The organism is Elusimicrobium simillimum (assembly GCF_049639735.1).
GTDB lineage: Bacteria > Elusimicrobiota > Elusimicrobia > Elusimicrobiales > Elusimicrobiaceae > Elusimicrobium > Elusimicrobium simillimum.
In genome coordinates, this window is the sequence record NZ_JBEVVA010000003.1 from 966,624 (window position 1) to 992,738 (window position 26,115).

Here is a 26,115-nt window from a genome sequence, read left to right on the forward strand (position 1 = left end):
GGAGGTCTACAATGGCTGTAGAAAATGTTGAAGAAAGAGTAAAAAATATTATTATGGAACAGTTAGGCGTTGAAGCTGACCAGGTTAAACCTGAAGCCCAGTTTGTCAATGACCTTGGCGCAGATTCCTTAGACACAGTTGAGCTTATTATGGCTTTAGAAGAAGAATTCGATATCGAAATTCCCGACGAAAAAGCCGAAAAAATCAAAACTGTTGGCGAAGCTATCGACCACATTAAAGCAAACGCAAAGAAATAAACCGTGTTAGGCGATATTGAAAATCTAATAGGTTACAGGTTTGTTAATAAAGAATTAATTAAGGAAGCACTCACTCATAAGTCTTACACAGGTGAACGAAAGTCCGTTAAGCATAACGAAAGGCTGGAGTTTCTTGGAGACAGCGTACTTGGGAGCGTGGTGGCGGATTATATCTACACCAATTACCCCGACGTGGAAGAGGGGGTGCTTTCTAAAATTAAATCTGGTTTAGTTTCGCGCCATAATTTATATTTATGGGCAAGTAAGCTTGATTTGGGTAAATACATGCTGCTTGGCGCGGGCGAGGCCTCCACCGGCGGTAGAACCAGAGATAGCATACTCTCAAACGCTATGGAAGCCGTGTTAGGCGCCGTTTACTTAGACGGCGGCTACAACGCCGCCAAAGCTATAATAGACGCATGGGTTGTCACGCAAAGCGTGGTTGAAGTCACGGCGGACTATAAAAGCACCTTGCAGGAAATGGTGCAGAAAAAATATAAAACAGTTCCCTCATATGAAGTTATCCAGACGGTAGGCCCTGAGCATGAAAAAGTTTTTACCGTAGAAGTCAGTTCCGGTAAAAAGGTGCTTGGCAAGGGGAAAGGTACCAACAAAAAACTGGCCGAACAAGCCGCCGCCAAAGCCGCTTTAGAAAGTATAAAATAACCTTCTTAAAGAGACTTTATTTTATATTTTAATTATATTTCCTCTCCCTCTTAGGGGAGAGGAAGTTTTTTTGCGTTGTTTGCCGCAAAGCGGCTGCAAAAAAGCAGGTGAGGGTGCTATATTTTTAAAGGGTGAAAAGCTATTGTTTAGCTGGCTATGTTTTACTCTGTATTTTCTATTTCCCTCTTACAATCTGCATTATAAAATGCTAAAATACTAGTAGGTAAAATATGGGTAAAATTTCAGATATACTAGAAAAACTAGCGGTTTTTTTGCGCAAAAACATGATTGTTGTTGCGCTGCTCTTTGTCACACTTCCACTAATTCTTGTTTTGGCTTACACTTTTAGCGGTATTAACGAGGGTAAAGACCCTCAGAAAAAGAACATCGGCACTATAGAGGTTTCTCTCAAATCCCAGCAGGAAATTATTAACGAACTTATCCCCTTAATTAAAGAAAATGATTACGAAACCTTTGACGACCGTCTTAAGGCGGAGGTCAAAGATATTAACGCCACCAACGCTAAGGGCAACACTCTTATGATAGCTGCGGTTGGTTACGGCAATCTTGATATTGTGCAGCTGCTTCTCAGCCGTAACGCCGACATCAATAAATCTAACCCCTACACCGGTGATACCGCGCTTATGGTAGCCATTAATAAAAATGACGAGTATATGACGGAGCTTTTGCTCATAGCGGGCGCGGATGTTAACGCTACCAATAACTATGGCAGAACGCCGCTCTTGTTAGCCGCGGAAGTCAAAAACAACTCTATAGTGGAGCGCCTTATAGCGCGCGGCGCCATTGCCGGGGCTAAGACTGATAATTTATTCTATTTTATAACCAAAAAGAACGTTGTGGGCGTAACGGCTATGCTCAAAAGCGGTATCAGCCCAAATGTTACCAATAACTCTGGTTTTACGCCGCTTTATATGGCGGCCAGCCTTGGCGAGGCGGAGATGGTGCAGTGGCTGCTTTCTTACAGGGCAAATATTAACGCAGCGGCGTCGGACGGTTCCACCGCGTTAATAGGCGCGGCAAGGTATAAAAAACCGCAGGTAGTAGAGCTTTTGCTTGATAAAGGCGCCAATATAGACGCGCAGAATAAAAAAGGTGAAACCGCGCTTTACTGGGCCAGCGCTAATAATATGGTTAAATCTGTTAACCAGTTGCTTTTGCTTAAGGCAAACCCGGCCTTAAAAACAAAAGAAGGGGTGACCCCGTATCAAATTGCTCAGAAGAGAAATTATAAAGATTTGCTTTCTGTCTTCAAAAAAAATAAAATATCTAAGTAAGGTTTAATAACTTTTAAGGGTTTAAGGGTTATCCGCAGTAAGTTTCACTTCAAATTTTCAGCAGTTCCGCAGTTTCCCAACGCAGGCCTCTGCCGTTGGCTTTATTAGTGTAATTTGTGGAGAGAAAATGTCCCGCTTTGTAACATTGTGCGCTCACAACTATAAGCAGTATTTTCCGGATTGTATAGGAAAAACAGCTTATTCGCATTTTTTTACACCAAGGCTGCCTCAAAATATTTCAAACACCGGCTATATAGCGGGTGTTTTTTTACGTTTTTTATGGGCCAAAAGACCTACTTACGCGTAGGTCTTTTGGCCCTGTTTTTTCTGACGGTATAAATATAATATATAAATATACTGATTTAATATAAAGGACAACAATGAACCTCAGCCAAACTTTAATTAAAATAATCAGCGTAACACTCATAGCCAGTTTACTGTCATCTTTGCTTCCTGCCGACGTATACGCGCAGGTTTCCAGCAAGAGGGTAAACAGAGGTTCCGGCACCGTTTCCAATTCTAACCAAAAATCAACAACCACTCCTATAAGTTCTTCTTCTAGTTTGGGGGAAGATTTATCGAATGCCTCTTTATCAAAATATGATTTGAGCAAGTTAAAAACATTTAGTATAGAAGAGATCAAATCACAGGCGGCTGCAAAAGCGAATGAAGATATAGTATTGCGTCGAGATAACACTACAGTTGTGTATGTACCAATGGGGCCTGGAGAGAAGGCAGAGGAGGTAGTGGAGAGTATATCGGATAAGCGCGGGCGCGAGTTGAGTGAGGTAATAGAGGGATATTTTGGATTAAATGAAGGGGTAGAATCTGGGCCGTTGGGATATGAATCTTATAAGAAGGAGTTTGATAAGGAGCGAAGGGATTTGGAGGTAAAGTATTTAGGTGAGATATCGCGCAAGGTAGGAGAGCAGGAGGGGATATTGGCTGGGGAGTTGAGGGAGTACTCGTTGAGGGGGATGAGTGCGGCGGATCTGGCGTTGTATGAGGGATACAAGACTAGTGAGATATCGGCCTGGAGCAAAGAATTGCATGGTGAGTTGGGGGTAGTATTGGGAGTAGACAGCAAGTCTAGGTACGCGCAATACAAGGCAGAGTGGGGGAAGGTAGAGGAGAGGTTATTGAGGGAGACGCACCGAGAGCTATCGAAGAAGAAGAGTGAGTTGCTTGGTTTATGGAGGCGTGAGCCTAATACGTATGGCAAGTATGTATTGAGGGTGAGTCCGTTATTGTTGACGGTTGAGGGGATGTTTGATGTAGGAGAGCGAAGGGAATTACTTAGTTTGTATAAGAGTAAAGTATCGAAGGGTAATTGTTTGGAGGCGGGTTGTGTGGATGAGATGTACGCGGTGATGGGTATAGGGATGTTGGGCAGCAGGAGTGACGGTGGGGATGTTAGGCGTTTGTTAATAAACAGTATGGATATTGCGGGAAGCGGCGCGTTATTGATGGCAGGCGCGGGGACGCTGTTGTCGTTAGGGGCGTATAGTGAATTGGACACCGTTGTAGGATACGCGACGAGGGAGGAAAGGAAGCAGGTTAGCGGGGATTATGATTTATTATTATTAAGCACGTATGCGCGTGAGTGGAAGGACCGTCACGGGAAGTATTTGGGGAAGAAGAGTGTGAATGCGGCGTACCCAATAGACAGGACGAGCATGGGTAATGCTTGGACGCAGGTTGTGGATGTATTGTTGGCGGAAGGCAGCGCGGAGAGTTTGTCAATATTGTCTAAGTACAGTGTTGGGGCGTGTGGAGTAAGGACGTATATGGGAGCGAGGAGTGTGGGTTGTAGTGGAGTGATGCCGTTTATAGCGGAGGGTTTGTTAAGCGGGAAGGTTAAGGTAGATTTGGGTATAGAGTTTAGCGGACAGGCAGCGGCGGCGGGGTTAAGCCAGCGAGGGATGTTATTGGCGCATATAATGAACGCGAGTTTTGGAGATATGAACGAGGTAGATGAGGGGAAGTTGGATAAGAGGATATACAATTATTTATTAAGGACAGAGAGCAGTGCTGCGTTGAAGAAGAACGTAACGAAGCACGCGGTAATTAATCGAGAGGGTGAGTTATGGAAGGGGAGTGAGGTAAGCCAGACGGGTATAATGACGACGTTTGCGGGCAGCGCGGATGTAGCGCTGGCGGTATTTTTTATAGGTCGAATGGGTGTAAGTTTAGTACGTCAGAGCGGACAGATAGGTTTAAAGATGTACCGTTTGACGCAGGTGGGCAGGAAGGGAACGAACGGTATAAAGAACCTAAGGCATTACGCGATGTATAAGAACTTATCGCAAGCGACGAGAGCAGGGCGTGGTAGTAATTTTAAGGCGTTTAGCGGCAGTCAGTTTAAGGCGAACAACGCGGCGAACCCGTTGAACATTTTAACTCGTGAGCATTTGAGGACGAGTATAGGCCGCGCGAAGGTAGACGCGCGGGCGAAGCAGCTGGCCGGCGAGAAGTTAAGTATAGAGAGGTCGTTGGCAAGGGAGCAGCAATTAAACCAAATAAGCGGTAAAAAGATAGGCAAGGTAGACCCAAATATAAGTAAGACCTTGGCATCGGGAGGGAATAAGGTTAGCGTGGAAGGTTTGGAGGGGAAGAAGTTTAGCAGGTTGGGCAGTGAGACGGGAAACAATTTTATAGAGCGCAGGATATTGGGAGGAAAGAGTTATGGCGAGGCGTCAGGCTGGCGCCAGAACCTTCTTGATAGGAGCCGAGAGTTAAGTTTAAGTTTAGAGATATTAAAAGACAATATAGGCTACGGTTTGCAGGGGAGCAACAAGAAGTATGTAGCGGCGTCGTTAATAACGCCTGCGGGTCAAGCTGTAAGCACGCAGGGGGCTGCGACGGCGGAGTTCTCGGTAATGCAGTCTATGAAGAGTGGTATGCCCTCAGCAAGCATATTGTCGGAGTCAGGCGCGCCCACGGCGATAAGAGGTGTTGGCAGTGTAAGCAAAACAGCGCCTGTAACAAAAGTAACAACGGCAAGTCCTGTAAGTTCGGCGGCCAAGACGTTAAATGGTTTAGTGGGGGAAAACAGCGGTATAAACAAAGCGTTGGGCAAATTAAATATACCTGTAAGCGCCGGGGCGAGCGCGGGCTTATCGTTAGGCGCGCCGAGGATAATCGGGCGCGACATCCGCACGCCTATGCAAGGGCGAACTGCGGAAGAAGATAAAGGTATAAGTGATTTTGAATATTTATTAAAAGCGATGAACCCGTTTGCCAAAGAAGTAGGCGGTCAGATAGTAAAGGCGGATAATTTAGCGGGCAACTTGGCCAACGGCGCTAAGATGGGGCTAAGGTACGCAGCGCAAAGATTAAGTAATAAAACAAAGGCGGACGGTTTTACAAGAAGTGTAGACCAACAATATAATGTGTCCAGAGAAACGCGCCTTGCCCGCAGCGTAGCGGCGATAGATGCAATTTACCAAAACGCGAAAGCCTCTGGCAGAGAAGGAATGCTGACAGTTGGCGAAACGCGCGCTGTCAAAGGTTATATAAATGATATAGAGGGTAACAACCAGCATTGGGTATTAAATAAAGAAAGCGGCGTTTGGCAAAAGCAATACACGCAATCGGGGCAAGAAGCGATAACGCACCTAAACAACAATTACTTTACGGGCGTACAACCCAGAGAAGTAAAAAACCAGACCACAGCGTCCAATCCCACCACCCCCCGCCCCCAAATAACCACACCTATGGCGCCAACAATATCACACCAAGACCTGCCGGTAATGTCACGCCCGAGTGCACTTTACGCGTCCGCCGCGAGGCCTGTTGTAATGCCGAAAGAAGATTTATCACTAGCCCGCCCATACGCGGTTAACGAAACAGAAACAATTAAACCTCTCAGCGGCAGACCGGTGGTAAACTACGCGTGGGAAGAAACCAACGTAGCGTTAGCTGACGGCCAAGTCCCGTTAATAAAAGCGGGCTACCAAACCGCGCAAAAAACAACTCCAATAAATTTTATAGAAGAAACTCCCGCTACCGCAACCGCGTCAAGTCATAATTCTAACCAAGAAGGATATGTAAAGTTTTTTACCCGTACACCCGCGCAAGAGCAAACCGCAAATACGCTAAACTCCGGCCTTAACCCGCAGATATTGATAAATTCTTTCAAGAAATTTAAAACATTTATAGTTAATTTACTTCCCGCAAGAAATGAAGCCGCGCCACTGTCCATGGCGCAAAGAATAGAGCAAATTTCAGTAGCCGCAGCCATTTCTGATACTGAAAAACAAATGGTTGCCGCCCTATTAAAGGTGGGTTACGCTAACGCTGAGGCGGCCTACGTGCAAAAAACAGGCAAAACTATTGAAGCGGAGCCGGGTAACGCTGAATTTAAAAATATTGTAGAAGCTGAACTGGATAATATAATACGTTCCAGCAGGCTGCCTGCCCAGAGTAAAGAAACAATATTGCAAGCCATAGGCCCTGCGGTTTTTGCCGCGCCTGTTGCCGCGGGTAACGCAAAAACCTTAAAGTCGCTTTCCACCCTAACAGACAAGGCAGTGGATAATATAAATAGGAATAAAAAGGGCCCGTTACTATTTTCCGGCGTGCCTTTTACCTCTTATATTATGAATGATTTAGCCATACCCGGCAGAGAGAGGGCAGCGTTACGTAAAATAGCCAAAGCCGTGGAAAAACAGGCCGTGCTTAAATTTAACAAAGAGCACCCGGGCCAAGCGCTTAATACAAACATTCTTAATGATCCCGCTGTTCAGGATTTAATAATAGAATCTCTTATTAACAAAATATCTATTAGTAATGTAATTTTACAGAGTAATAAGCATATTATTGTAAGAGAAGTGGCTAAAGTTTTAAATAAAACTTTTGTGGAGGCGGCAGAAGGAAGAGTATCTTTAAAGCCAGCCGATATTCTTACCAGAAACCAAAAGAAAAGGCTGCTTGCCACAGTTAAGAAAAACGGTACGCCGACAATGATGGTGGAAAGCCCGGATAATATTGTTATTAACGTGGAAGAAACGGGGATAATAGACTCCAGCAGAATGTGGGTAGAGGATAACACCGTATTAGGCAGCGGCAAATATATTACTAATATTGAAATAGTAGCCCCGTCTATAAATAAAACAAGGGTAATAACCCTTAAAACCAAAACCCCCATAAAAATAAACGAAAGTGCCGGGGACGAGATTTATATAAACTACGCGTTTGATGAACGCGACGGGGTGGAAAAGGCTTTTCTTGTACAAAAAACAATAAAAAACGGTGAAACCAGAGAAAAAGTTTTACTTACCACTAGCCTTATAGTAAGTGATAACGGCAGAATATCAGCCAATAAAACATTTGCTAATGAGCTTAAAGAAGGCGTGGGGCTTATAGGGCAAAAACTGTGGCCAGTGTACGGTGTTTCCGTAATAGCCGGGTTTAGCGGTATTGCTACGGCTGTCGCCAGTATGGCGGTAAAACCACTTGGCCTAAGCGAGGTTGAGGGCGCTCTTATACAGGCTATGGGTTATTTACTGCCCACATTTCTTTCTATTCCGATAGCCGGGCTTGCTAAAACACATTTCAGCAGAAAAGTTTTAGTCAATTTAGGATTTACTTTAATAATAGGTGCTTTGACAATACCTATGCTTAATGGTATGTACGGCAGGCTTGGCACTATAACCCCGCAAATGCTTGATATTTTGTTAATTTCAATGGTGCCGCTCGGCTTGGGCGCCACTATGGTGAGCGTTACTTCCGGGCCTATAATGCAGGAAAGTTCTACCGAGGGCAAGTTTAGAACAAATTATGACAGAACATCATGGTTTAAGCAGATGTTTGGCATAATTATTGGCAATGGGAGCGTTTTGATAGGGGAACAATTTTTTGGTTTGGATATGAGCATGTTGTTTCCTATGTACGCGGGACTCACATTTTTAGGCGCTATTTTTTACAACGGTTTTAAGCCGAATATAAGAACATTAAATGTTTTTAAAGCTAAGGAAAATCAGACAATTGCAGACCAAAAGGGCGAGAGCATAAAATCGTGGGAGCTTTTAACCAGAGACCGCTTGGTAAGAAACGGCTGGCTTACAACAGTGTCATATATGGGCCTTATGGGCACGGTAGGCTTGTTTTTTAACAGGATTATGATTAACTCTATGGAACTGGTATTTGGGGGAAAACCCAGCGCCGGCCTGGCTATGGGGATAACTGCGGCAATATATTCGCTGCCCATGTTTGTAAAGAGACTGACAAGAGAATTTAAAAAAGGCAAAGGTTCTGACGTTGAAACAGCTAATACTATTATTAAAGATTCCAAAACTGTTGTTTTGGGGCTTAGCATAGTTTTGGCAGGACTTTTGTTGCCTGTACCTGAAATAAATAACTTAAATGTGACTATTGGCGATACGCTGCTTTCTTTTGATACTCTGCCGGAGATTATTGTAAAAGCGGTGGGTATAGGAACAACCGGTTGGGGCGTGGCTAATATAGCCTATACATCCGAGGGGTATGTAAGAGAAAAGAGAACTAACGCCGCGGCTAAGGTATCTGGTATTTTAGGTTCCGGTACGGTAGGTAATCTAATATTTCCCACGGCTTCCGCTTTGCTGGCGTATACTTTTGATTCCATAAGCTTTGTTTTTGTGCTGCCTGTGGGCTTTGCTTTTATGCTTATGAATTTTGGCGTAAAACTTAAGAGCGGCGCTTTGCACCAGGAAAAAGAACCCGGTAAATTTTTACGCTTTGTGGAACGTGTTTTTATTAAAAAAGACGAGTTGCAAGCCGCTTTTGGCAGCTTTATAAGACCTGTAACCGCGCCTGTTAAAAAATATGTTGGCGCGCCGCTTGCCAAAATATTTAAAAACCAATTTGGCAAAGGCGACACTCTTAACCTCTCATTCCTTTTCTTTACTCCAAAATATTTTACAAAGGGCGGGGGTAAGGCGCTTATAGATTTAACCTCTAAAAACGTAAGCGCGGATAAAGCGGCGGAGATGATAATATCTTCCGCGCTTTATAATATGAAAAATTCCGCTACCGACGCGGAAAAAGCCGTTGTTAAAAACACCATTTCAGCGGGTTATGATAATGCGGTTAAACAGTATTTTGAGTATAAAAAAGATAGCTTTAAAGGGGTTTTTGCCTCAATAAAACCCATGTTAACAGGTGAGACAAGAAAAAATAGCAACGCTAAATTTAAAGAGCTTTTGACAGTTAATCTTGTAAGAGCGCTTAGAGAGGCCAACCTGCCCCAAGCTATTAACCGGATAATTGTAGACACGTTAAACAAAACATATGATGACGTCAAAATAACCGCCCCGGCGCAAGCCGCCATGAAGGACGAAAACTATGTTTCTCACCATTATGAAGAAGACGGCTACAAACATAATGTCGAAGTATTTCAAGACACGGCTTTTGGCGAAGTAAGACTGCCTTTACAGGTATCGCTGGCCACCAGCATTAAAATAAAAGAAAACGAACGTCTTGTTATAGACGCTAAAGACTCTAACCTATATATTAAAAACGGTAAGAAAAACCATACCTTGGGTTATTTTTACATACAAACATTCGGTAGCAATTTACTCAGAATAGTTGACAGCGTTTTGGAAGCTAACCAAAAATTTGACGAGCCTTTTGTAGTTAAAATAGACCGTGACGGTTACCACAACGGCCGTTTGTTCAGAAGAGAGATAGGCAGAACGGAAAGAACTGTTTATTATAAAACAGAAAATAATATTCTGCCCAATATCAAATTTCTTGTAGATAATAAAATAGAAGTTTCCGCTGCGCAAAAGCTTATACTTTTAGAAGACGGCAGCCTTGTTGTGCAGGAATATAACGGCGCCACCAGAGTTGTGCCGGCTTTTGACATAAGGCTGCGCAAAGAGGAAATAAAACACTGGGCAAAAGTGTTTTCAACCACTCCTAATAAAACCGGCGATATGCAAATGCGTATCCGTTCCAACTATAACAAAGTACTGCCCATAGAGTTTGCCGCGGCCGATACCTCTAACCCGTCTATCGGCGTGTTGGGTTTTTTAAAAGGGCTTTTTATGCTGCCCGAAAACCTGGCGCAGATGATACCGTTTTTCAGTTATATTTCCGCTTTATTCTCAATTTTTGTTAACCCGTTTGTTGAGCGTTACGGCAAAGTAAAGGTACTTAAGGTTGGGCAATACCTTACGTTCGCATCTTACGCCGCTATGTCTGGCCTGGTGGCTTACGGCGGGGTAATGGGTTTTGAACCTACTTTAATTAAAAAGGCCGTTGTGGCGGGCTCACTGTTTGTGCTTGGCCTTGGCGGCACGCTTAACAGCGGCGTAAGCAGTTCACTCGTGCGCGAAATATCTGAAAACGCCGACGTTTCCGGCAGCCGTATGGCGGGGTTGCAGTTGTACCGTTCGCTTGGCGCGGTGGCGTTCCTTCTCATACCTGTGGCGCTCAGCTTTGGCAGTAACTTGCTATTTAACGCTTTAGATTTACCGTATGTTTCCAGTATAGATTTTACTGTTTCATATTTCTTATTCCTTGGTCTTACAGGTCTTACTATAGTAATGCTGGAAAGGTCTAATATTAGAAACGTTATAAGTGAGGAGCGTTTGGCGCAGCTGGTGTCTCTGGAAGGCAAAAAAATAGCCCGTGTTATACCCGCAGACAGCGTTGTGGGTATAGGTCTTGGCGGCGCTAAAGAAATGGGGGCTCTGCTTAAAAATAATAAGCTGGTAAGAAGGCTGTTTGCCGCCAGCTTCCTTTTTACAGGTTCAGAAATAGCCACGCGTTCCAGCGCAAGTTCTTTAATAAGAGGCTTCTTTAAAGGGCTTAACCATGAAACGCTTTTTAACCACCCCGCTTTTTCATGGATGCCGGAGATTGTTAAGCAGTCTCTTTCCGTAGATAATGTGGCGTTGGTTACGGTTGCCTCGGTCAGTTATTTACCCGCTATCATGGTGCGCTCTACCGTTAAAAAATGGATGCTAAAAGGCTGGTTATCTTCTGAAGACGTAGTGTTTTTGGCTATTACATTCTCAGGCCTTGGTCTTGGTATGTATATATCAGAGGGTGTTACCCCGCTTGGTCTTACCGGTATAGTGCTTAACGTTATAGGCACGTCCAACTTTTTCTCACAATTGCAGAACATCGTTCTCAGCCGTAATCCTATGCAAATAAGAAACCTTGTAGGGCAGACAATAGGCCTTACTCTTCTTGGCGGGGCGGTAATCTCGCCCATAATGGGGCAGGTTTCCACAATGTTTGATTCTGTCACCACAGGGCTTGTGGTGCCAGCTGTAGCGCTTGTGGGCGCGGCGGCGTTTTTAGTGCCTGAGGTTCTAGGCTCACGCTTTTTTAAATCAATGAAAATTAACAAAGATGAAGACGGTACAGAGGAAGCTGAAAGTCTTATATTTGATGTTGAACAGCGCCTTAAAGACCTTGCCTGGCTAAAAGAGAACCATATTTCAGATAACGGCGCCGTAGGCCGCTATAAGCAGGATATTGAGCTTGCCATTAGCAGGGGCCTGCGCGGCGATACTTTGCATTATAACGGCATTACTCTGCAGGGGCTTATAAGCGTAGCAAAGGCTTTATATAAAGACCTCTCCGTTCTTGCTGCCACAACACGCGGCCTGGTGTTAAAATTATTAGGTCTTAGCCAATTTGTAAAAAAGACACTTGTAGTTGAATTAAGCCAAATACCTTTCAATCCGCACTTTTACAGGGACTCGGTTTTTACCTTTGGGCATACATATGGCACAGGCTATGTTATTAAATATAAAGGGCAGGTATACGGCGTTACAAACGCGCGTATAGGCGTGGCAAAAGGAAATATTTTTAACGTATATGACACTGATTGGAGAGAGTATAAGGTTGGCGTTATAAGCAGCGGCGCCTACACACCTTTTGGCGGCACTTATTCCACTAACGTGGCGTTGGTTAAGTTTTTAAATAAAGAGGATGAAAAGCAATTTAAGCCGCTTCTTCTGGGTTCTTCCGACGCTATAGAGGTGGGCGACGAGGTTTTTACCGTGGGGGTTTCGGATAAAACTAATTATGTTGTGGAAAAACGTAATGTTGAGCATGTAAAATCGATGCAGTTTGCCACCAGCCATGTAAGAAGCGGTAAAAGCGGCCTTTGCGGCGGTCCTGTGCTTAGCGCCAAGCCGTTCGCGCTTGACCCCCTAAATCCTTCTTATAATGACGATAACGGCCTATACCGCGTGGTTGGTCTTAATACGGGTACACAGTTTGAAAAAGATCAAAGTTATGTTATCCGCGCGGAAATTATAGAGAAGTTTCTTGAAGAGGTTATTTCAGGCGTTAAAGAAACATACCCCGTAATGGTTAACAATTTAAAAATTTTAGACTTACCCTATGACTTTACCATTTACCAAGCCAGAGTGTTCCGCGAAAATTCTGAAGTGGACAGTTATGTCGTTACTGTGAACAAAGAACTTTTAGATTATGAGAACCTGGCCAATACTCTTGATATTCAACCCGGCGACGTGCTGGAAATAAACTACGGGCGTAACGCTATTACAAATAAGTTAACTTTTACCGTACCTCAAATAGCCTTACGCAATGTCCATCATAACGGTTATTTGAAGTTGTTTTTTAACGATTTTTTTAATCATCCCGAAACCATTACTCTTAGAGTTTCAAACCGTCTTGAAAGGATTGCCAGAAAAGCCTATAGAAAATTTTTTAAAATTCCTAAAGAAAACAGACCTGTTATAAAGTCAGACAAAAAGTCTCTTATGCTTGACGGTGATAACGCTAGGCACGCCGCCTCGGCTTTCTTCTACAAACCTGTAAGAGCTAGCGGTACTGTTATTAAATATAACGGCACTATTTACGGTTTGATGACAGCCCACTGCGACAACCGCGTAGGTAAAACTGTAAAAATAGCGGATAGTAATGGCAACGAGTACGCCGCGCAAATAATAGCCGCAGGTAAAAACAGATTTTGGCTGCCCGGTGCGCCCGATGTTACCATTTTAGCGCTCAGCCCGGAGGCTGAGGCCGCTTTTACGCCTATAGAACTCTCCGATACAGACCCTAAGGAGGGGGATGAACTTTATTCTTACGGATATGTAAGAGTCAACGATTTTGAGGGCCGCGCCATTTTACGCACAGTACTTGGTAAAACCGCTTCCAGAGTTGTAACCACTCCCGTTATGGCCAACGGCAGTGTAGGGTATTGCGGCGCGTCGCTGGTTGACGAAAAAGGTTATTTGGTGGGTATGCATGCCGGTACTTATAACGATAAAACCAACAGCCACGCCGTAAACCTTGAAACCATTAAAACTTTTCTTGATTATATGGAAAATGACACAAAAGGCGTTTTTAAAATAAGCTTAGAGGACGGCACCGTGCGTGAGATACCCCTGCAAAAGGTTGTCGCCAAACATAAAAAATACTTTAAAAACCTGCGCATAGCCAAAAAGGCGGCGCAAAAGGCAGACCCTCTTATAGCGGGTGCCAACTAATGCGCCTCTGCAGGTTGACTATAAGGTGCCGTTGTGCTATAATAAATACATAGAAACACACTCTTACTGAGAGCGACTTGGCATTCCAAGTCGCTCTTTTATTAAGAATTTCAAGAGTATAATGCCAAGTCATGATTGTGGCCTTGGTTTTATGCTCTTAAGGAAGGTAAAATGAAAGACATTAGCAAGATAGAAGAAGTAGTGGCCAAACATGTGTCCGCCTCAGGCTTTGAAGTGGTTGACTTAATCATACAAAACCAGGGCAGCAAAAAACTCTTACAGTTTTTTGTGGACAAAGAGGGCGGCATTAATTTGGACGATTGTGAAAAAGCGTCCCGCCTTATTGACAGCGTGCTGGAAATGGAAAACATTATTGACGGCGCTTATATACTGGAGGTTTCGTCCCCCGGTATTAAACGCGTGCTTAAACGCCCTGAACATTTTAAAAAGTTTATAGGTGAACGCGCTAAGGTAATGACCAAGGCGCCCATAGAAAACCGCGCCAACTTTACAGGCGTTATAGCTTCGGCCGATGATAAGCAAATAGTGTTGGACGACGGCACCACGCAATTTACCTTCAAATACGAAGATATTAAAAAAGCAAACTTAGACCCTGTGCTGGAGTTTTAATTTAAAAATTTAAACATGATTCGCGCGCAAAGCTGCGCGAAGCGAGCCAAAATAAAAAGAGAGGACAGAAATATGGAAGGCAACCCCAAAGATTTACTTTTAGCTTTAGAAAGCTTAGAAAGAGAAAAAAACATTAAAAGAGAAGACATTATTAAAACTATTGAAGACGCTTTAGTTTCCGCGCTTCGCAAAAACCTTGGTAAAACAGCGCAAATCAGCGCCAAAATTGACCTGGAAGAGGGCACGGTAAGGGCGTTTCAGGTGCTTAACATTGTGGAAGAGGTTGTAAACCCTGAGATGGAAATTTCTTTAGAAGAAGCCAAAAAAATGGATAAACGCTCAGAAGTGGGCGGCACAATCACCAATATTTTGGAAGTAGAAGATTTTTCCCGCATAGCGGCCCAGATAGCCAAACAGGTTTTAATACAAAAAGTACGCGGCATTGAGCGCGAAAACACCTACAAAGAATTTAAACCCAGAGAGGGCGAAGTTATCACAGGTTCAGTACGCAGATTTTCTGACAGAGACATTGTGGTTGACCTTGGTAAAGTAGAAGCAATTTTACCCTACTCCGAGCAAATTAAAAAAGAACGCTATTCCAACGGTTCCCGCATTAAAGCCATTATCACAAAAGTGCTTTCACAGCAGGATTTAATTACCATTGGCGACGACCCGGTTATGGGCCGCTACAAAAGCGCCGCTTTTAAAATGGACAAAGGCCAGCGCGGGCCATACGTTATACTTTCCCGCACCAGCCCGGAATTTTTAGAAGACCTTTTTAAAGTAGAAGTACCCGAAATAGGCGAGGGGATTGTTGAAATTAAAAACATAGTGCGCGACCCGGGGTACAGGGCCAAAATCATGGTAACCAGCTATGATAACAAAGTGGACCCTATCGGCACCTGCGTGGGTATGCGCGGCATAAGAATACGCGCCGTAATGAACGAACTCAGCGGCGAACGCATTGACCTTATTGCCTACAGCGAAGACGTTTCTACCATGCTTATGAACTCTATCGCCCCGGCTAAAGCCTCTTCAGTTAAGCTTATCAGCGCCGAAGAAAAGAAAGCTCTTATTATTGTGCCCGACGACCAGCTGGCCATAGCCATTGGTAAAGACTGGCAGAATATTAAACTGGCCTCTAAGCTTACAGGCTGGGAAATTGAAGTAAAGAGCGAGTCTCAAAAAGCGGAAGAGGGCCAGCAGGTTACAGACGCTCTTGAAAGCATTTTAGCCTCAGTAGAAGGCATCGGCCCCAAAACCGCTGAAACCCTGGTAAAAGCCGGGTTTAACAGCGTAGAAAAAATTGCAGCTCTCTCACCCGAACATTTAGAAACAGTACAAGGCATTGGCGAAAAGTCAGCCGCTAAGATTATTGAGGGCGCCAAAAAATATTTAGAAGCTCAAAACAGCAGTGTTTCAGAGCAGGAGGTTACAGATGACACCAACCAAGAAAACAACTAATAAAGAAGACGATAAGGAAACCTCCAAAACCAAAAAAACAACCGCGGCTAAAAAGCCGGCGGCTAAAAAAACGGACGACAAAAAGCCTACAGCTAAAAAAACGGCCAAAACACCCGTTAAAAAGCCTGCCGTAAAAAAACCGTCTACCAAAAAGAAAGCGGTAGAGGAAGAAGAGGAGGAGGCCCCTCAGCGTAAATCATTTTTTACACCGGCGTCGCAGGTAGTAAGGCCCGCGCCCGTACCGGAAGAAAAACCGGTAGAAGCGCCCCAGCCTGCAGCACAGCCTGCCCCGGCCCCGGTTCAGCCAGCTGCCGCGCCTGTGGTTAAACCAGCGCCGGTACAGCCCGCGCCGCAACCTAAACCTGTGGTACAGCCTGCCCCGGCCCAACGCCCTGTAGAAGCGCCTAAACCAGTTCAACAACCGGCGCCCGCGCCGCGCCCTGTGCAGCAGCCCGCTGCCCAGCCGCAGCCTGCCCAGGCCCCGCGCCCGCAGGTACAACAGCCGCAGCAGCCGCAACAACAACGCCCGCAGCAGACGCCGCGCCCGGCGCAGCAGCATTATCCGCGCCCGCAGCAACAGCGTCCGCCGCAGCATCAGCAAAAACCCCAGCATAAACCGCAACCCAAACCGCAGCCCGCTCCGGCACCTAAACCGGTTGAAGCAGTGCCAACGCAGCCGGCAGAAAAGGTTATTAAGATTGTGGGTACGCCTACGGTTAAAGAACTTGCTGAAAAGATGGAAATTAAAATTGGTGATTTTATTAAAAAACTCATGGGCCTTGGCATATTCGCCACCATTAACCAGCGTTTAGAACCTGAAATTATAGAACTGGTGGTAGCGGAGTGCGGCTTTAAGGCGGAAATGGCGCAAGAATTTGCCAAAGACGCAATAAGCACCCAGGCCGAAGAGGGGGATAAACCCGAAGACCTTAAACCAAGAGCCCCTGTTGTTACCATCATGGGCCACGTGGACCACGGTAAAACCAGCTTGCTTGACGCTATAAGAAAGTCCAACGTTGTAGAGGGCGAGGCGGGCGCGATTACGCAGCATATCGGCGCGTACCGCGTTAAAACAAGCAAAGGTTATATTACCTTTTTAGACACACCGGGCCACGAGGCTTTCACAGCCATGCGCGCCCGCGGCGCGCAAGCTACCGATATCGTTATATTGGTAGTATCCGCCACAGACGGCATAATGCCCCAGACTATAGAAGCTATGGACCACGCTAAAGCGGCCGGCGCGCCTATAATTGTGGCTGTTAACAAAATTGACTTGCCAGGCGCCGATCCTGAAAAAGTCAAACAGGAACTTGCGTCCAGAGGTTTAATACCTGAGGAATGGCAGGGCAGCACTATTTACGTGGAAATCTCAGCTAAAAAACGTATTAATATAGATAAACTGTTGGAAATGGTTTCACTTCAGGCGGAAATGCTTGAGTTAAAGGCCAACCCCAACCGCTTAGGCGTGGGCGTTATCCTGGAAAGTAAAAGGGATAATAAACGCGGCGTAGTGGCCACTGTGCTTGTGCAGAAAGGTACCGTGAAAGTGGGCGACCCTTTCCTGGTAGGCACAACATGGGGTAAAGTACGCGCGCTTATTGACGAAAACACTGTAAGACACCAAAGCATAGGCCCCAGCACACCCGCAGAGATACTTGGTATCAACGGCGAACCGCCGCACGTGGGTGAGGCGTTTTATGTGGCCGAGTCTGAACGTGAAGCTAAGTATTTAGCCGAAAAACGTAAGCTTGCCCATAAAGAAGACAGCTTTGCGCATAAGAAACATATATCTCTTATGAGTCTTAAGAGCGAAGTTGACCAGAACAAAATTAAAAAACTGCAAATCGTACTTAAGGGTGACGTGCAGGGCTCTATTGAGGCTATTAAAGACTCTATGGGCCGCATACCCTCAGATGAAGTGGAAGTGCAAATCATCCACTCCGCCGCCGGTAACGTTAACGAGAGCGACATCCTGCTTGCCAAGGCCAGCAACGCTGTTGTTATAGCGTTTAACGTAGACGTTGAGTCCGCCGCGGCTACGGAAGCGGAACGTGAGGGCATAGAAATACGCCAGTACCAAATAATATTTGAACTTCTCGAAGACATCCGCGCCGCTATGGAAGGCTTACTTGAGCCCGACGTGGTGGAAGTTGTTACAGGCCGCGCCATTGTGCGCCAGGTATTTAACCTTAGCTCCGGCATTATCGCGGGGTCAATGGTTGAGTTTGGCACAATCACAAGAGGCAGCGAGTGTAAAGTAATGCGCGGCGCCGAGGTTGTGTTTAAGGGCAAAATAGGCGGCCTTAAACGCTTCAAGGAAGACGTGAGAGAAGTAGAAAAAGGTTATGAATGCGGTATCCTGCTGGAAGGATACAGAGCGGTTAAAGAGGGGGACGTTGTCGAGACATTCCGTAAAGACACCATTACCCGCCGCATAACAATGTAAACAAAAAAGCCCGGTTTTAACCGGGCTTTTTTATCCCCAAATCTTCGGGGCCCCTGTGAATAATACGCAAGAATATATGCAGATAAAAAGCCCCGCTCTTTAGAGCGGGGCTTTTTGTAGAACCATAGTATTAATAATTGTACAAGTTATATATATGTGATGTTGATATATCGTAGAAATATTTTACGTCAGATAGTAATGTTACCCAAGTAAAACCGGCAAAAATATATTTTTCTGAGTATTCTCTATTCTTTTTGGGAAATGTTTGGCTAACAAATGTCATTTCAGGAATTGTGTTAATATTTGCAGCGGGAAAGATATGATTAGCGCCAATTAACGGGTACTGGTTTGTTAAGGAAAACATTTCACTCTGTTTGGAATATTCTATATTGATATTATTTATTATTGGTGCGTTTTTATGATGTCTTGTATATAATATGTCTACATCAGCGCTGTCATAAATATGTATATAGTAATCTGATGACGTTTCTCTCAGAAGTTTTGATATCGCTTCATATATCCCGGGATATTTATCCCGGTTGCGTTTTGTCTGTGCTTCTGTTTTCTGCGCTTTTATAAGATCCTCCTGAAAACTAAGTAAAATCTTAAATGCGTAAAGATACTTTTCATTTCCGGCAGTTTGATGATATTTATTTATAGCATAAGCAATATGTTTAGTTTTGTCATAAGGTTCTAAAAGAATTTCTTTTGTAAGTTCTGAAGGTTCTGAAGAAATTTCATTTTTATAAAAATTAGCCATGGTTTGCATAAAACTATCCCATGCATATTTATTAAAATCTTTATTTGCATGCACCTGATATTTGTAATATGTAATATTTGTTTTAATATTATCATAACCACCCCAAGGTCTTATAGCATGTTCAAATTTTACTTCAGGCATAGTAAAAAGAAGCACGCTTTCTCCATTTGCCTTTATATTGTTTTTTGCTTTGGCAAGTTGTTGCGAGGCAAGGACTTCTTTTATTTTTCCGCCTGGCAATACTTTTGAGAATTTATGCTCTGTGGGGGAATTTTGTTGGGTAGTCTCTTGTTTTTGCGCTATGGCAAGACGCTCTTTAAAAACATCATCAAGTTCATTTGTAGTTAAGGCGAACAATGGGTTTAGCAACATTGCTGCTAAAACAGTCAGTATTATTTTTTTGTTCATTATGCTCCTCCTGTTATATGTTCTATACATAAGGATGATAACAAAAAATAATTAAAAAAGGTACATAGGACCTACGCTAAAAATAGGTCTTTTGGCCCATGTGCGGTTTTTAAAATATTTGTAAATTATATATATAGTTAGGCAGCGCTAAGTTTTGTCACCTCTGAGAAAGTCAAATTTTTTTGTGAAAAAAGATAGTTAAGCCTAACAAAAATAAGGTATAATATACTTGTTAACCAAAACTAACATATAAAAAATTACCTTTAATTTACCCAAAACCGGAGAAGAAAATGAAAATGAATGTAAAGACAACTACTGCTGTTTTAACCGCATTAATATTATTTGTATGCGCAGGCAGCGCAAATGCCCAGGGCTGGAAAAGCAGCTTAAAAAACAAGCTTAGCGTAGCCGCTAAAGGGCTGGATGAAGCAGTTGAAGATATAAGATATACCTTGATTGAACCTGAAGAATTTCACACATTTCTTTACACTACATCAGACAGTGTAACCACATTTTTTAATAATAACACAGAAATGTTTAAAAGCAGCGATATGTGGCAATTTAAACATAATGGCCGTGTTGTAAAGAACATTTCGGTTAAAAAGAAAAAATACACCAAAAATATTTATCCTGAGAAGAAAAAAAGCGGCATTAATCCGCCCAGAGTAAGCAAAGGCAGACCCGCTACATTTTGGAAGTACTACGTAACAATCATATACACAGATAACACAAGCAACGCTCTTAAAAAAGCTGTGGACAGCGGAGAGGGGGCCTCTATTAACCCGTCCGGTTATAATCAGTATTTAATTGAAAACGAAAGGACCGGCACCAAAGTAATAAAAAGTTAATTTTACCCAGCAATTGTAAAAACCCCCGCGTTTTAGAGCGGGGGTTTTTATTTGAATTTATATTAAACCTATTATTGCAGCAGCCACATTTTGCCGGTGCCGTTAAAGGTGACTTGCGTTTTGCCGCCAAGTGATTTACATACTTTTGTAAAAATTGCTTTGTTGCGGTCTATGCAAGCTATCGCGTTTTTTTGCAGGTCAGACTGTTTGGTTTCGTCAAAGGTAAGTGTTATTGTAATAGTGCTGGCGGCGGTGGCAAAAGTACCGTTGGGATATGCTACAACATACCCGCCGCCTGTGTTTAGGTAATATTCATTGTTATTAATAATACAGCGCTCGCCGGAGCAGGAGGAGTTGAGTTCAATGTCCAAATCCGCAAAGTTATTGGTGTAGCTGCCGTTTGTAAGGAAATACCTTTCCTCCGCCAGCGCAAGCGCTTTTAAATTAGGTATAACGGCGGCGGTGCGGCTTTTTATAACAGCGGCCTGGTACTGGGGCAGGGCAATGGCGGCTAAAATACCTATTATTAACACTACCACCAGCAGTTCAATTAAAGTGAAGCCGTTCGTCTTCGCTACCCGTCTTCGTTGTGTTATGCCGCGGTCTAAGATACTACGACGCGATTGAAATTTTTTCATAAAACCTCTTCAAGTTTGCGCTCTTTTTAAAGTATAGCACATTAGTATTTTGATAGAAATGCTTTGTGTTGTTATAAGGGATATACAAAAGCCCCGCCGTTTGGCGGGGCTTTTGTGTTTATTAAATCTTTTAACTATTTTGTTTTAGGTGCCGCTGACGCCGCAGGAACTTTGATTGCCGCCGGCGCAAACACTGCTACACGGTCTCTGGCGGTAGCCATGTCGGCCGCGCGCACGGCAACTGCACCGGGTCTTGAGGCGCCGGGTCTGGCAAGCGGGTTAAATGTTTCAGACGTAGCTCTTGCGTCGGCCTGGTTGCCCGCCATGATGAAAGACACAAACACGCCTTTATCATTTTCACTAACTCTTAAGAATGTTTTGGAGTAGTTTATACCGTCATCATTAAGTTCTTTTGTATTGATAACCAAATATTTTTTACCGTTTTGGGCGGCTATGTTAAAGTTAAATTCAAGCTCGCCTGCAAATTGGTTGCCCATGCTTACGCTGTAATGGTCAGACACTACATACCTGCCATGTTTTTGTTTAAGTATAAGGTTTTCATTTGTTAATTCATGAAAGTATGTTTTATTTTTTTCATATGTTACTTCATATGAGTCTGACAATTTTGCTAATGTATAATCTTTGTGCGCTGTTAAAGTAGGGTCCGCCTGGTTGCCTTTCATTGTAAGCTGCATTTTAACATTATCTTTTTCTGTAGTTACTACAATGTCTGTTTGTTCAAGATAGCGTTTGTCTGCAATTTTAGTTTCTATGCTCAGACATTTACCGTTAGAGGTTATGTTAAAATCAATTTGCCCTTCAAGCGCGGGGCCCGTTATGGCAGAATAAAATTCCGACACGTTATAAGTTTGTTTATCTTTTACAGGCGTTACATATTTATCAAAGCAAACCTCATAGTGCATTGTCGTACCCCTGCCCGGGAATATTTGAACTTTTTCATTTTGGTTAATTGTAAAAAGTTCATCCACGGCAAATAAATTTGTACCCAATATCATCATTAGTGCGGTTAAAGAAATTATCTTTTTCATTTTATTCTCCTTTAAACTTCTTAGTTATATTTTAATTGTTTTGTAAGTTTTCGTCCAGGGCCAAAAGGCCTATTTTACGGGTAGGTCCTTTGTATTAGACGGTAATAAAAGGTTGTAACTACGGATGTAATATTTTTTGCCAAATATCTTTTTGGTTTGCCGCCGCTTCCTGCGCCCAAAGGCGTGTGGCGTATTCGTTTATATGGTGAAAGTCTGAATTAACTATAACCCCTTTATATAACGGCCATTTTTTGCGGCTGCTTTCATTTAAAGCGCCGATAGGGTCCAGGAATACAGCGCCGGTCTTTTGCGTTATTTGAAGCATTTGCTCATTAGCTTTTTGTTCAAAATGGGAGAGTATTTGCTCTGTGGCGCAGGGCAGGCCGCGTAAAAATCTTTTTTTGCAGGAATTTAGGTGTTCTGGCCATACCTGCGGCGCCTGGGCTAGTAATATTACTTTTTTATTTTTAGATTTTAATTCTTTTATGCGTTCTTCAAGCATATTTAAAAACGCGGGCCTGCTTACAATCTGGCCGTTCATAGTGCCTGTCCATTGCGAAGCCATAATTATTATGCCGTAATCTTCTATTTCTCCAATATGGGCCGCTATGTTTTTCTGACAGGTAACCAAACTGGGGTTGGTTATTGTTATAGTTTCATACTGCTTAGGTATAAAAGTACATTGGCTGGACGTTACTGCTCTAAAGGAGAACCCGTACTTTTGCCCGGCAATATCAAGATATGGTATATAATGCGCGGCGTGCGAGTCGCCCATCAGCAGTATTTCAGGCTTTTTAGATACGTCGCCAAATACACAGTCGCCTTTTATATTGCCAAAACATTGTTTGGCGGCGCTGTCCGGTAAAAGAAAGCCTGCCTGCAGGTCAAGTATTTTTTGTTTTTCCTGTATGCCTGAGGCTCTTATTTTATTTAAAAAATCCGTCTTTTTATGCGTATAGTAAACGCCTGTCAGCAGTAATGCGGGCAGCAAATAAAAAAGGAGAAAGGAGGATAAAAAACTTCTTTTCTTTTTTCTGCACGGCGTTTCTATAAAAAAATATGAAAAAGCGGAGAGTGCGAACATTACCGCCGTAAATGCAACCGCCTGTAAAGTTGATATTTTGGTTATTAAAAAATACTCTTTAGCCAACACTATAAGCGGCCAATGCCATAGGTAGAGTGAATAGGACATCTTACCTGTAAAAACAAGCGGCTTTAGTGAGAGGAAGCGCGAAATATAATTATCTGTACTGCCAAAGTAAACTATTACTCCCGCCGATAGCGCCGGCAGTAAAGTAATAAAAGAGGGGAAAAGTGTTTTCTTGGAAATAAAAATATAAGAAAGCGCTATCCCAAGCATGGCGGCAGACAGTATAATATTGTTAGTTAAAAATGAAAAAGTTTTTCTTTTATACAAAGATATTATGCCAGCTATACTGCCTATCATCAGCTCTCCGGCCCTGCCGGTAAAAAGAGAATAATAGTTATATTTAGCCAAAAACATACTTTTGGGTGAGAGTTGCGCCAGTGTAAAAGACACGGCCGCTATAACGGCTAAGGTTATAATAACTTTTTTAACCGAAAACCCCATTTTATGCAGCGCCAGTATTAAGGGCGGCAGGAATATATAAAACTGCTCTTCCACCGCCAGTGACCAGGTGTGCAGCATGGGCAGTGTTTCGGCCGCGGCGTCAAAGTAGCCACCTGTATTGGCGGCAAAAAACATATTTTGCCAGAAGTAAACTGTGGTTTTAAATGATTTTAAAGTAAAGTCAAAGTCTTCCGGCAACATTATAAACCACGCGGCTAACATAGTTATAAACCCGGTAAAAAAGAATACTGGCAGTATACGGTTAATTCTTCTCTGGTAGAATGTTTTAAAGCTGAAAGAGTTTGCTGTAACGTCAGCAAAGATTATTCTGGTAATAAGATAGCCTGATATGACAAAAAATATATCCACCCCTATAAACCCGCCGTGCAGCCAGGATGGATTAAGATGAAAAACTATTACCGCTAAAACCGCTATGGCGCGCAGGCCGTCAATATCCGCTCTGTATTTAGAATGCATAACATATATATGTTACTAAATAATAAAATCCGCGTCAGACACATATTTCCATATTTGATATAATAGGAATATGATAGATAGAATTAAACGCCTAGAGGCACTTTTTTTAGAAGAAATCAGCGCTATAATAAGCAAAATGATAAGCACCGGCAGTTTTAAGGGGTTTATTACCGTTACAGGTGTCAAAGTTTCCAAAGATTTGAGAACCGCCCGCGTAAACTACTCGGTATTTGGCAGCGAGGCGGAGCGTGAGCACGCCGCAAACACACTTTCCATTTTACGCAGTGAAATAGGCGCCATGCTGCGCCACCGCCTGCATCTTAAGCGTATTCCGTCGTTTTCATTTCATTATGATTCTACGCCGGAAAAGGCCTCTAAGGTTGAATCTATATTTTCAGTAATAGAAAAAGAGAAAAATAATGACAAGTAAAATGCAGAATACTTTACCGGAAATTATTTCTGCCATTAAAAACGGCGTCAGCTTTTTTGTGGCGGGGCACCAAAACCCAGACGGGGACTCGCTTGGTTCCACGCTTGCGGTAAGTTCAGTACTGCGCCGCCTGGGTAAACACGTTTACTCTTACGCGGACAATGCCCCCGGTAAAGACCTTGAATTTCTGCCTATGCTTTCCACCGTGCATATTGGCCAAAAACCTAAAGATATAAGCAAAATAGACACAGTAATTTTACTTGAATGTTCCGACACTGCGCGCGGCGGGGAACTGGACGATGTATTGGCTGCCGCCAAAACAATTATTAATATTGACCACCACTTAACCAGTGATACTTACGGCGACTATAATTATATAGACCCTACAGCCTCCTCCACCGCTGAAATTATATGGCAAATGTTTGAAATCATGCAGGTTTACGTTAACCCAGACGAAGCCACCTGCCTTTATACAGGTTTAGTTACAGATACCGCCAGGTTTTTACACTCCAACACCAGCTCAGAGGCTTTGCGCGTGGGTTCTTGCCTGCTTGCCGCCGGGGCTGATGTTAAAACAATTAACCAGATTTTATATTTTACACGTTCTTACGTGGAAACCAAGCTTCTTGGCCGCGCGCTTGAGAAGATGGAGCTTTTGTCTGACAAACGTCTGGCCGTAATAGTGCTGACGCAGGAAGATTTTACTATGTTTGGCGCGGAGCCGTCTTTTACACAAGGCATAGTCAGCCAGCCTACCATGATACCCGGGGTGGAAGTATCTCTTTTAATTAAAGAAGAAAAGACCCGTGTTTCCGTCAATCTTCGTTCTAAAGGTAATGTGGATGTAAGCGCCCTTGCCGCGCAGTTTGGCGGCGGCGGGCATGCCAGAGCCGCCGGTTTTAAGGCGGAAGGCGCAAACCTTGCTGATCTTACGGATAAACTTATCGCCGCCGCTAAAGCGGTTATAGAAAATGTCGACTGAAACAACCTTAACTGCAGATAATCCTTGTCCCAACGGTATTTTACTTATAGATAAACCGGCAGATTGGACGTCGCACGACGTTATCGCCGTGGCGCGCCGCGCGCTTGGGCTTCGTAAAATAGGCCACGCGGGCACGCTGGACCCTATGGCCACGGGGCTGTTGGTGCTCCTTGTAGGACGTCAGGCAACCAAACTTCAAAGCGATTTTTTCAAATTCCCCAAATCATATAAAGCGCAGGCCCACCTAGGCATAGAGACCGAGACTTGGGACGCGCACGGGGCGACATTGTCGGAAACTATACCTCCGCCCGTTACTCTTGAACAGGCACAGGCTGAGGCGCTTAAACTCACAGGTACATTTGAGCACATAGTGCCCTTTTACAGCGCAAAAAAAGTATTTGGCAAGCCCATGCACCGCCACATGCGCGAGGGTAAAATGGAGCTGGACGAGAAAAAGGCAGTTATAACCGTATATAAATGGGAAGATATTGCCGTGGACGGGGATAAAATAAATTTTAGCGTAAACGTATCCAGCGGTACCTATGTACGCTCACTGGCTTACATGCTTGGCCGTGCTCTTGATACAGTGGCGCATTTATCTGAACTTAGAAGGACAACTGTTGGCGACTATAATGTGGGGGACGCTATAACCGTGGAATATTTGCGTACCGCCCCGCAGGAAGAGCTGTTTAAACACATAAAAATACTGTAA

General features: G+C 43.7%; 15 protein-coding genes. 11 read left to right on the forward strand and 4 right to left on the reverse strand.

Annotated features, from left to right (window positions below; all coding sequences use genetic code 11):
- The first annotated feature begins 11 nt into the window (after positions 1-11).
- From acpP to infB, 7 genes are all read left to right on the forward strand, one after another.
- The gene (gene acpP, locus AAIR98_RS05400; protein ID WP_423971182.1) at positions 12-257 is read left to right on the forward strand and encodes an acyl carrier protein; all 246 of its coding nucleotides are present in this window, start codon (positions 12-14) and stop codon (positions 255-257) included.
- A 3-nt stretch (positions 258-260) separates the two neighbouring features.
- Positions 261-923 carry a ribonuclease III gene (gene rnc, locus AAIR98_RS05405; RefSeq protein WP_423971183.1) on the forward strand — a complete coding sequence of 221 codons (663 nt, stop codon included), beginning with the start codon at positions 261-263 and terminating at the stop codon, positions 921-923.
- Positions 924-1,153: 230 nt separating this feature from the next.
- Complete coding sequence (locus tag AAIR98_RS05410) at positions 1,154-2,218, forward strand: ankyrin repeat domain-containing protein (RefSeq protein WP_423971184.1); 1,065 nt, start codon at positions 1,154-1,156, stop codon at positions 2,216-2,218.
- 380 nt (positions 2,219-2,598) lie between these two features.
- Positions 2,599-13,680, forward strand: coding sequence for a trypsin-like peptidase domain-containing protein (locus AAIR98_RS05415; protein WP_423971185.1), 11,082 nt, complete (start codon positions 2,599-2,601; stop codon positions 13,678-13,680).
- A 171-nt stretch (positions 13,681-13,851) separates the two neighbouring features.
- Positions 13,852-14,310: a ribosome maturation factor RimP gene (locus AAIR98_RS05420; RefSeq protein ID WP_423971186.1), complete on the forward strand. Its 459-nt coding sequence runs from the start codon at positions 13,852-13,854 to the stop codon at positions 14,308-14,310.
- A 15-nt stretch (positions 14,311-14,325) separates the two neighbouring features.
- Complete coding sequence (nusA, locus tag AAIR98_RS05425) at positions 14,326-15,774, forward strand: transcription termination/antitermination protein NusA (protein ID WP_423971187.1); 1,449 nt, start codon at positions 14,326-14,328, stop codon at positions 15,772-15,774.
- A complete protein-coding gene (infB, locus tag AAIR98_RS05430; RefSeq protein ID WP_423971188.1) occupies positions 15,749-18,220 on the forward strand; it encodes a translation initiation factor IF-2 in 2,472 nt (823 codons plus the stop codon). Before nusA ends, infB begins: the two co-directional genes overlap by 26 nt.
- Before the next feature lie 130 nt (positions 18,221-18,350).
- On the opposite strand, the gene AAIR98_RS05435 is transcribed toward infB, so the two are convergent.
- Positions 18,351-19,388 (reverse strand): hypothetical protein, encoded by a 1,038-nt coding sequence (locus AAIR98_RS05435; RefSeq protein WP_423971189.1) that lies wholly within the window; start codon positions 19,386-19,388, stop codon positions 18,351-18,353.
- 290 nt (positions 19,389-19,678) lie between these two features.
- Between AAIR98_RS05435 and AAIR98_RS05440 the strand changes: the two genes are divergently transcribed.
- The gene (locus tag AAIR98_RS05440) at positions 19,679-20,236 is read left to right on the forward strand and encodes a hypothetical protein (protein WP_423971190.1); all 558 of its coding nucleotides are present in this window, start codon (positions 19,679-19,681) and stop codon (positions 20,234-20,236) included.
- A 71-nt stretch (positions 20,237-20,307) separates the two neighbouring features.
- Here AAIR98_RS05440 and AAIR98_RS05445 read toward each other — a convergent pair whose 3' ends face one another.
- The 3 genes from AAIR98_RS05445 to AAIR98_RS05455 form a co-directional block, all read right to left on the reverse strand.
- A complete protein-coding gene (locus AAIR98_RS05445) occupies positions 20,308-20,874 on the reverse strand; it encodes a type IV pilin protein (RefSeq protein ID WP_423971191.1) in 567 nt (188 codons plus the stop codon).
- 134 nt (positions 20,875-21,008) lie between these two features.
- Entirely contained in the window at positions 21,009-21,923 is a 915-nt protein-coding gene (locus tag AAIR98_RS05450) for a hypothetical protein (RefSeq protein WP_423971192.1), read from the reverse strand.
- Positions 21,924-22,041: 118 nt separating this feature from the next.
- Positions 22,042-23,991, reverse strand: coding sequence for an acyltransferase family protein (locus AAIR98_RS05455; protein WP_423971193.1), 1,950 nt, complete (start codon positions 23,989-23,991; stop codon positions 22,042-22,044).
- A 70-nt stretch (positions 23,992-24,061) separates the two neighbouring features.
- Here AAIR98_RS05455 and rbfA point away from each other — a divergent pair, with 70 nt between their 5' ends.
- The 3 genes from rbfA to truB are packed head-to-tail and all read left to right on the forward strand — an operon-like array spanning position 24,062 to position 26,115.
- The gene (gene rbfA, locus AAIR98_RS05460; RefSeq protein WP_423971194.1) at positions 24,062-24,421 is read left to right on the forward strand and encodes a 30S ribosome-binding factor RbfA; all 360 of its coding nucleotides are present in this window, start codon (positions 24,062-24,064) and stop codon (positions 24,419-24,421) included.
- The gene (locus tag AAIR98_RS05465; protein ID WP_423971195.1) at positions 24,411-25,403 is read left to right on the forward strand and encodes a DHH family phosphoesterase; all 993 of its coding nucleotides are present in this window, start codon (positions 24,411-24,413) and stop codon (positions 25,401-25,403) included. Before rbfA ends, AAIR98_RS05465 begins: the two co-directional genes overlap by 11 nt.
- On the forward strand, positions 25,393-26,115 hold the full coding sequence (gene truB, locus AAIR98_RS05470; RefSeq protein WP_423971196.1) for a tRNA pseudouridine(55) synthase TruB: 723 nt from the start codon (positions 25,393-25,395) through the stop codon (positions 26,113-26,115). The genes AAIR98_RS05465 and truB overlap by 11 nt, the downstream gene beginning before the upstream one ends.

Bases quoted from the DNA above. Each gene is read 5' to 3' on its own strand.
- rbfA (WP_423971194.1), top strand. From the start codon at position 24,062: ATGATAGATAGAATTAAACGCCTAGAGGCACTTTTTTTAGAAGAAATC.
- AAIR98_RS05440 (WP_423971190.1), top strand. From the start codon at position 19,679: ATGAAAATGAATGTAAAGACAACTACTGCTGTTTTAACCGCATTAATA.
- AAIR98_RS05420 (WP_423971186.1), top strand. From the start codon at position 13,852: ATGAAAGACATTAGCAAGATAGAAGAAGTAGTGGCCAAACATGTGTCC.
- infB (WP_423971188.1), top strand. From the start codon at position 15,749: ATGACACCAACCAAGAAAACAACTAATAAAGAAGACGATAAGGAAACC.
- AAIR98_RS05415 (WP_423971185.1), top strand. From the start codon at position 2,599: ATGAACCTCAGCCAAACTTTAATTAAAATAATCAGCGTAACACTCATA.
- AAIR98_RS05445 (WP_423971191.1), bottom strand. From the start codon at position 20,874: ATGAAAAAATTTCAATCGCGTCGTAGTATCTTAGACCGCGGCATAACA.
- acpP (WP_423971182.1), top strand. From the start codon at position 12: ATGGCTGTAGAAAATGTTGAAGAAAGAGTAAAAAATATTATTATGGAA.
- AAIR98_RS05435 (WP_423971189.1), bottom strand. From the start codon at position 19,388: ATGAACAAAAAAATAATACTGACTGTTTTAGCAGCAATGTTGCTAAAC.
- truB (WP_423971196.1), top strand. From the start codon at position 25,393: ATGTCGACTGAAACAACCTTAACTGCAGATAATCCTTGTCCCAACGGT.
- AAIR98_RS05410 (WP_423971184.1), top strand. From the start codon at position 1,154: ATGGGTAAAATTTCAGATATACTAGAAAAACTAGCGGTTTTTTTGCGC.
- AAIR98_RS05465 (WP_423971195.1), top strand. From the start codon at position 24,411: ATGACAAGTAAAATGCAGAATACTTTACCGGAAATTATTTCTGCCATT.
- AAIR98_RS05455 (WP_423971193.1), bottom strand. From the start codon at position 23,991: ATGCATTCTAAATACAGAGCGGATATTGACGGCCTGCGCGCCATAGCG.
- nusA (WP_423971187.1), top strand. From the start codon at position 14,326: ATGATTCGCGCGCAAAGCTGCGCGAAGCGAGCCAAAATAAAAAGAGAG.
- AAIR98_RS05450 (WP_423971192.1), bottom strand. From the start codon at position 21,923: ATGAAAAAGATAATTTCTTTAACCGCACTAATGATGATATTGGGTACA.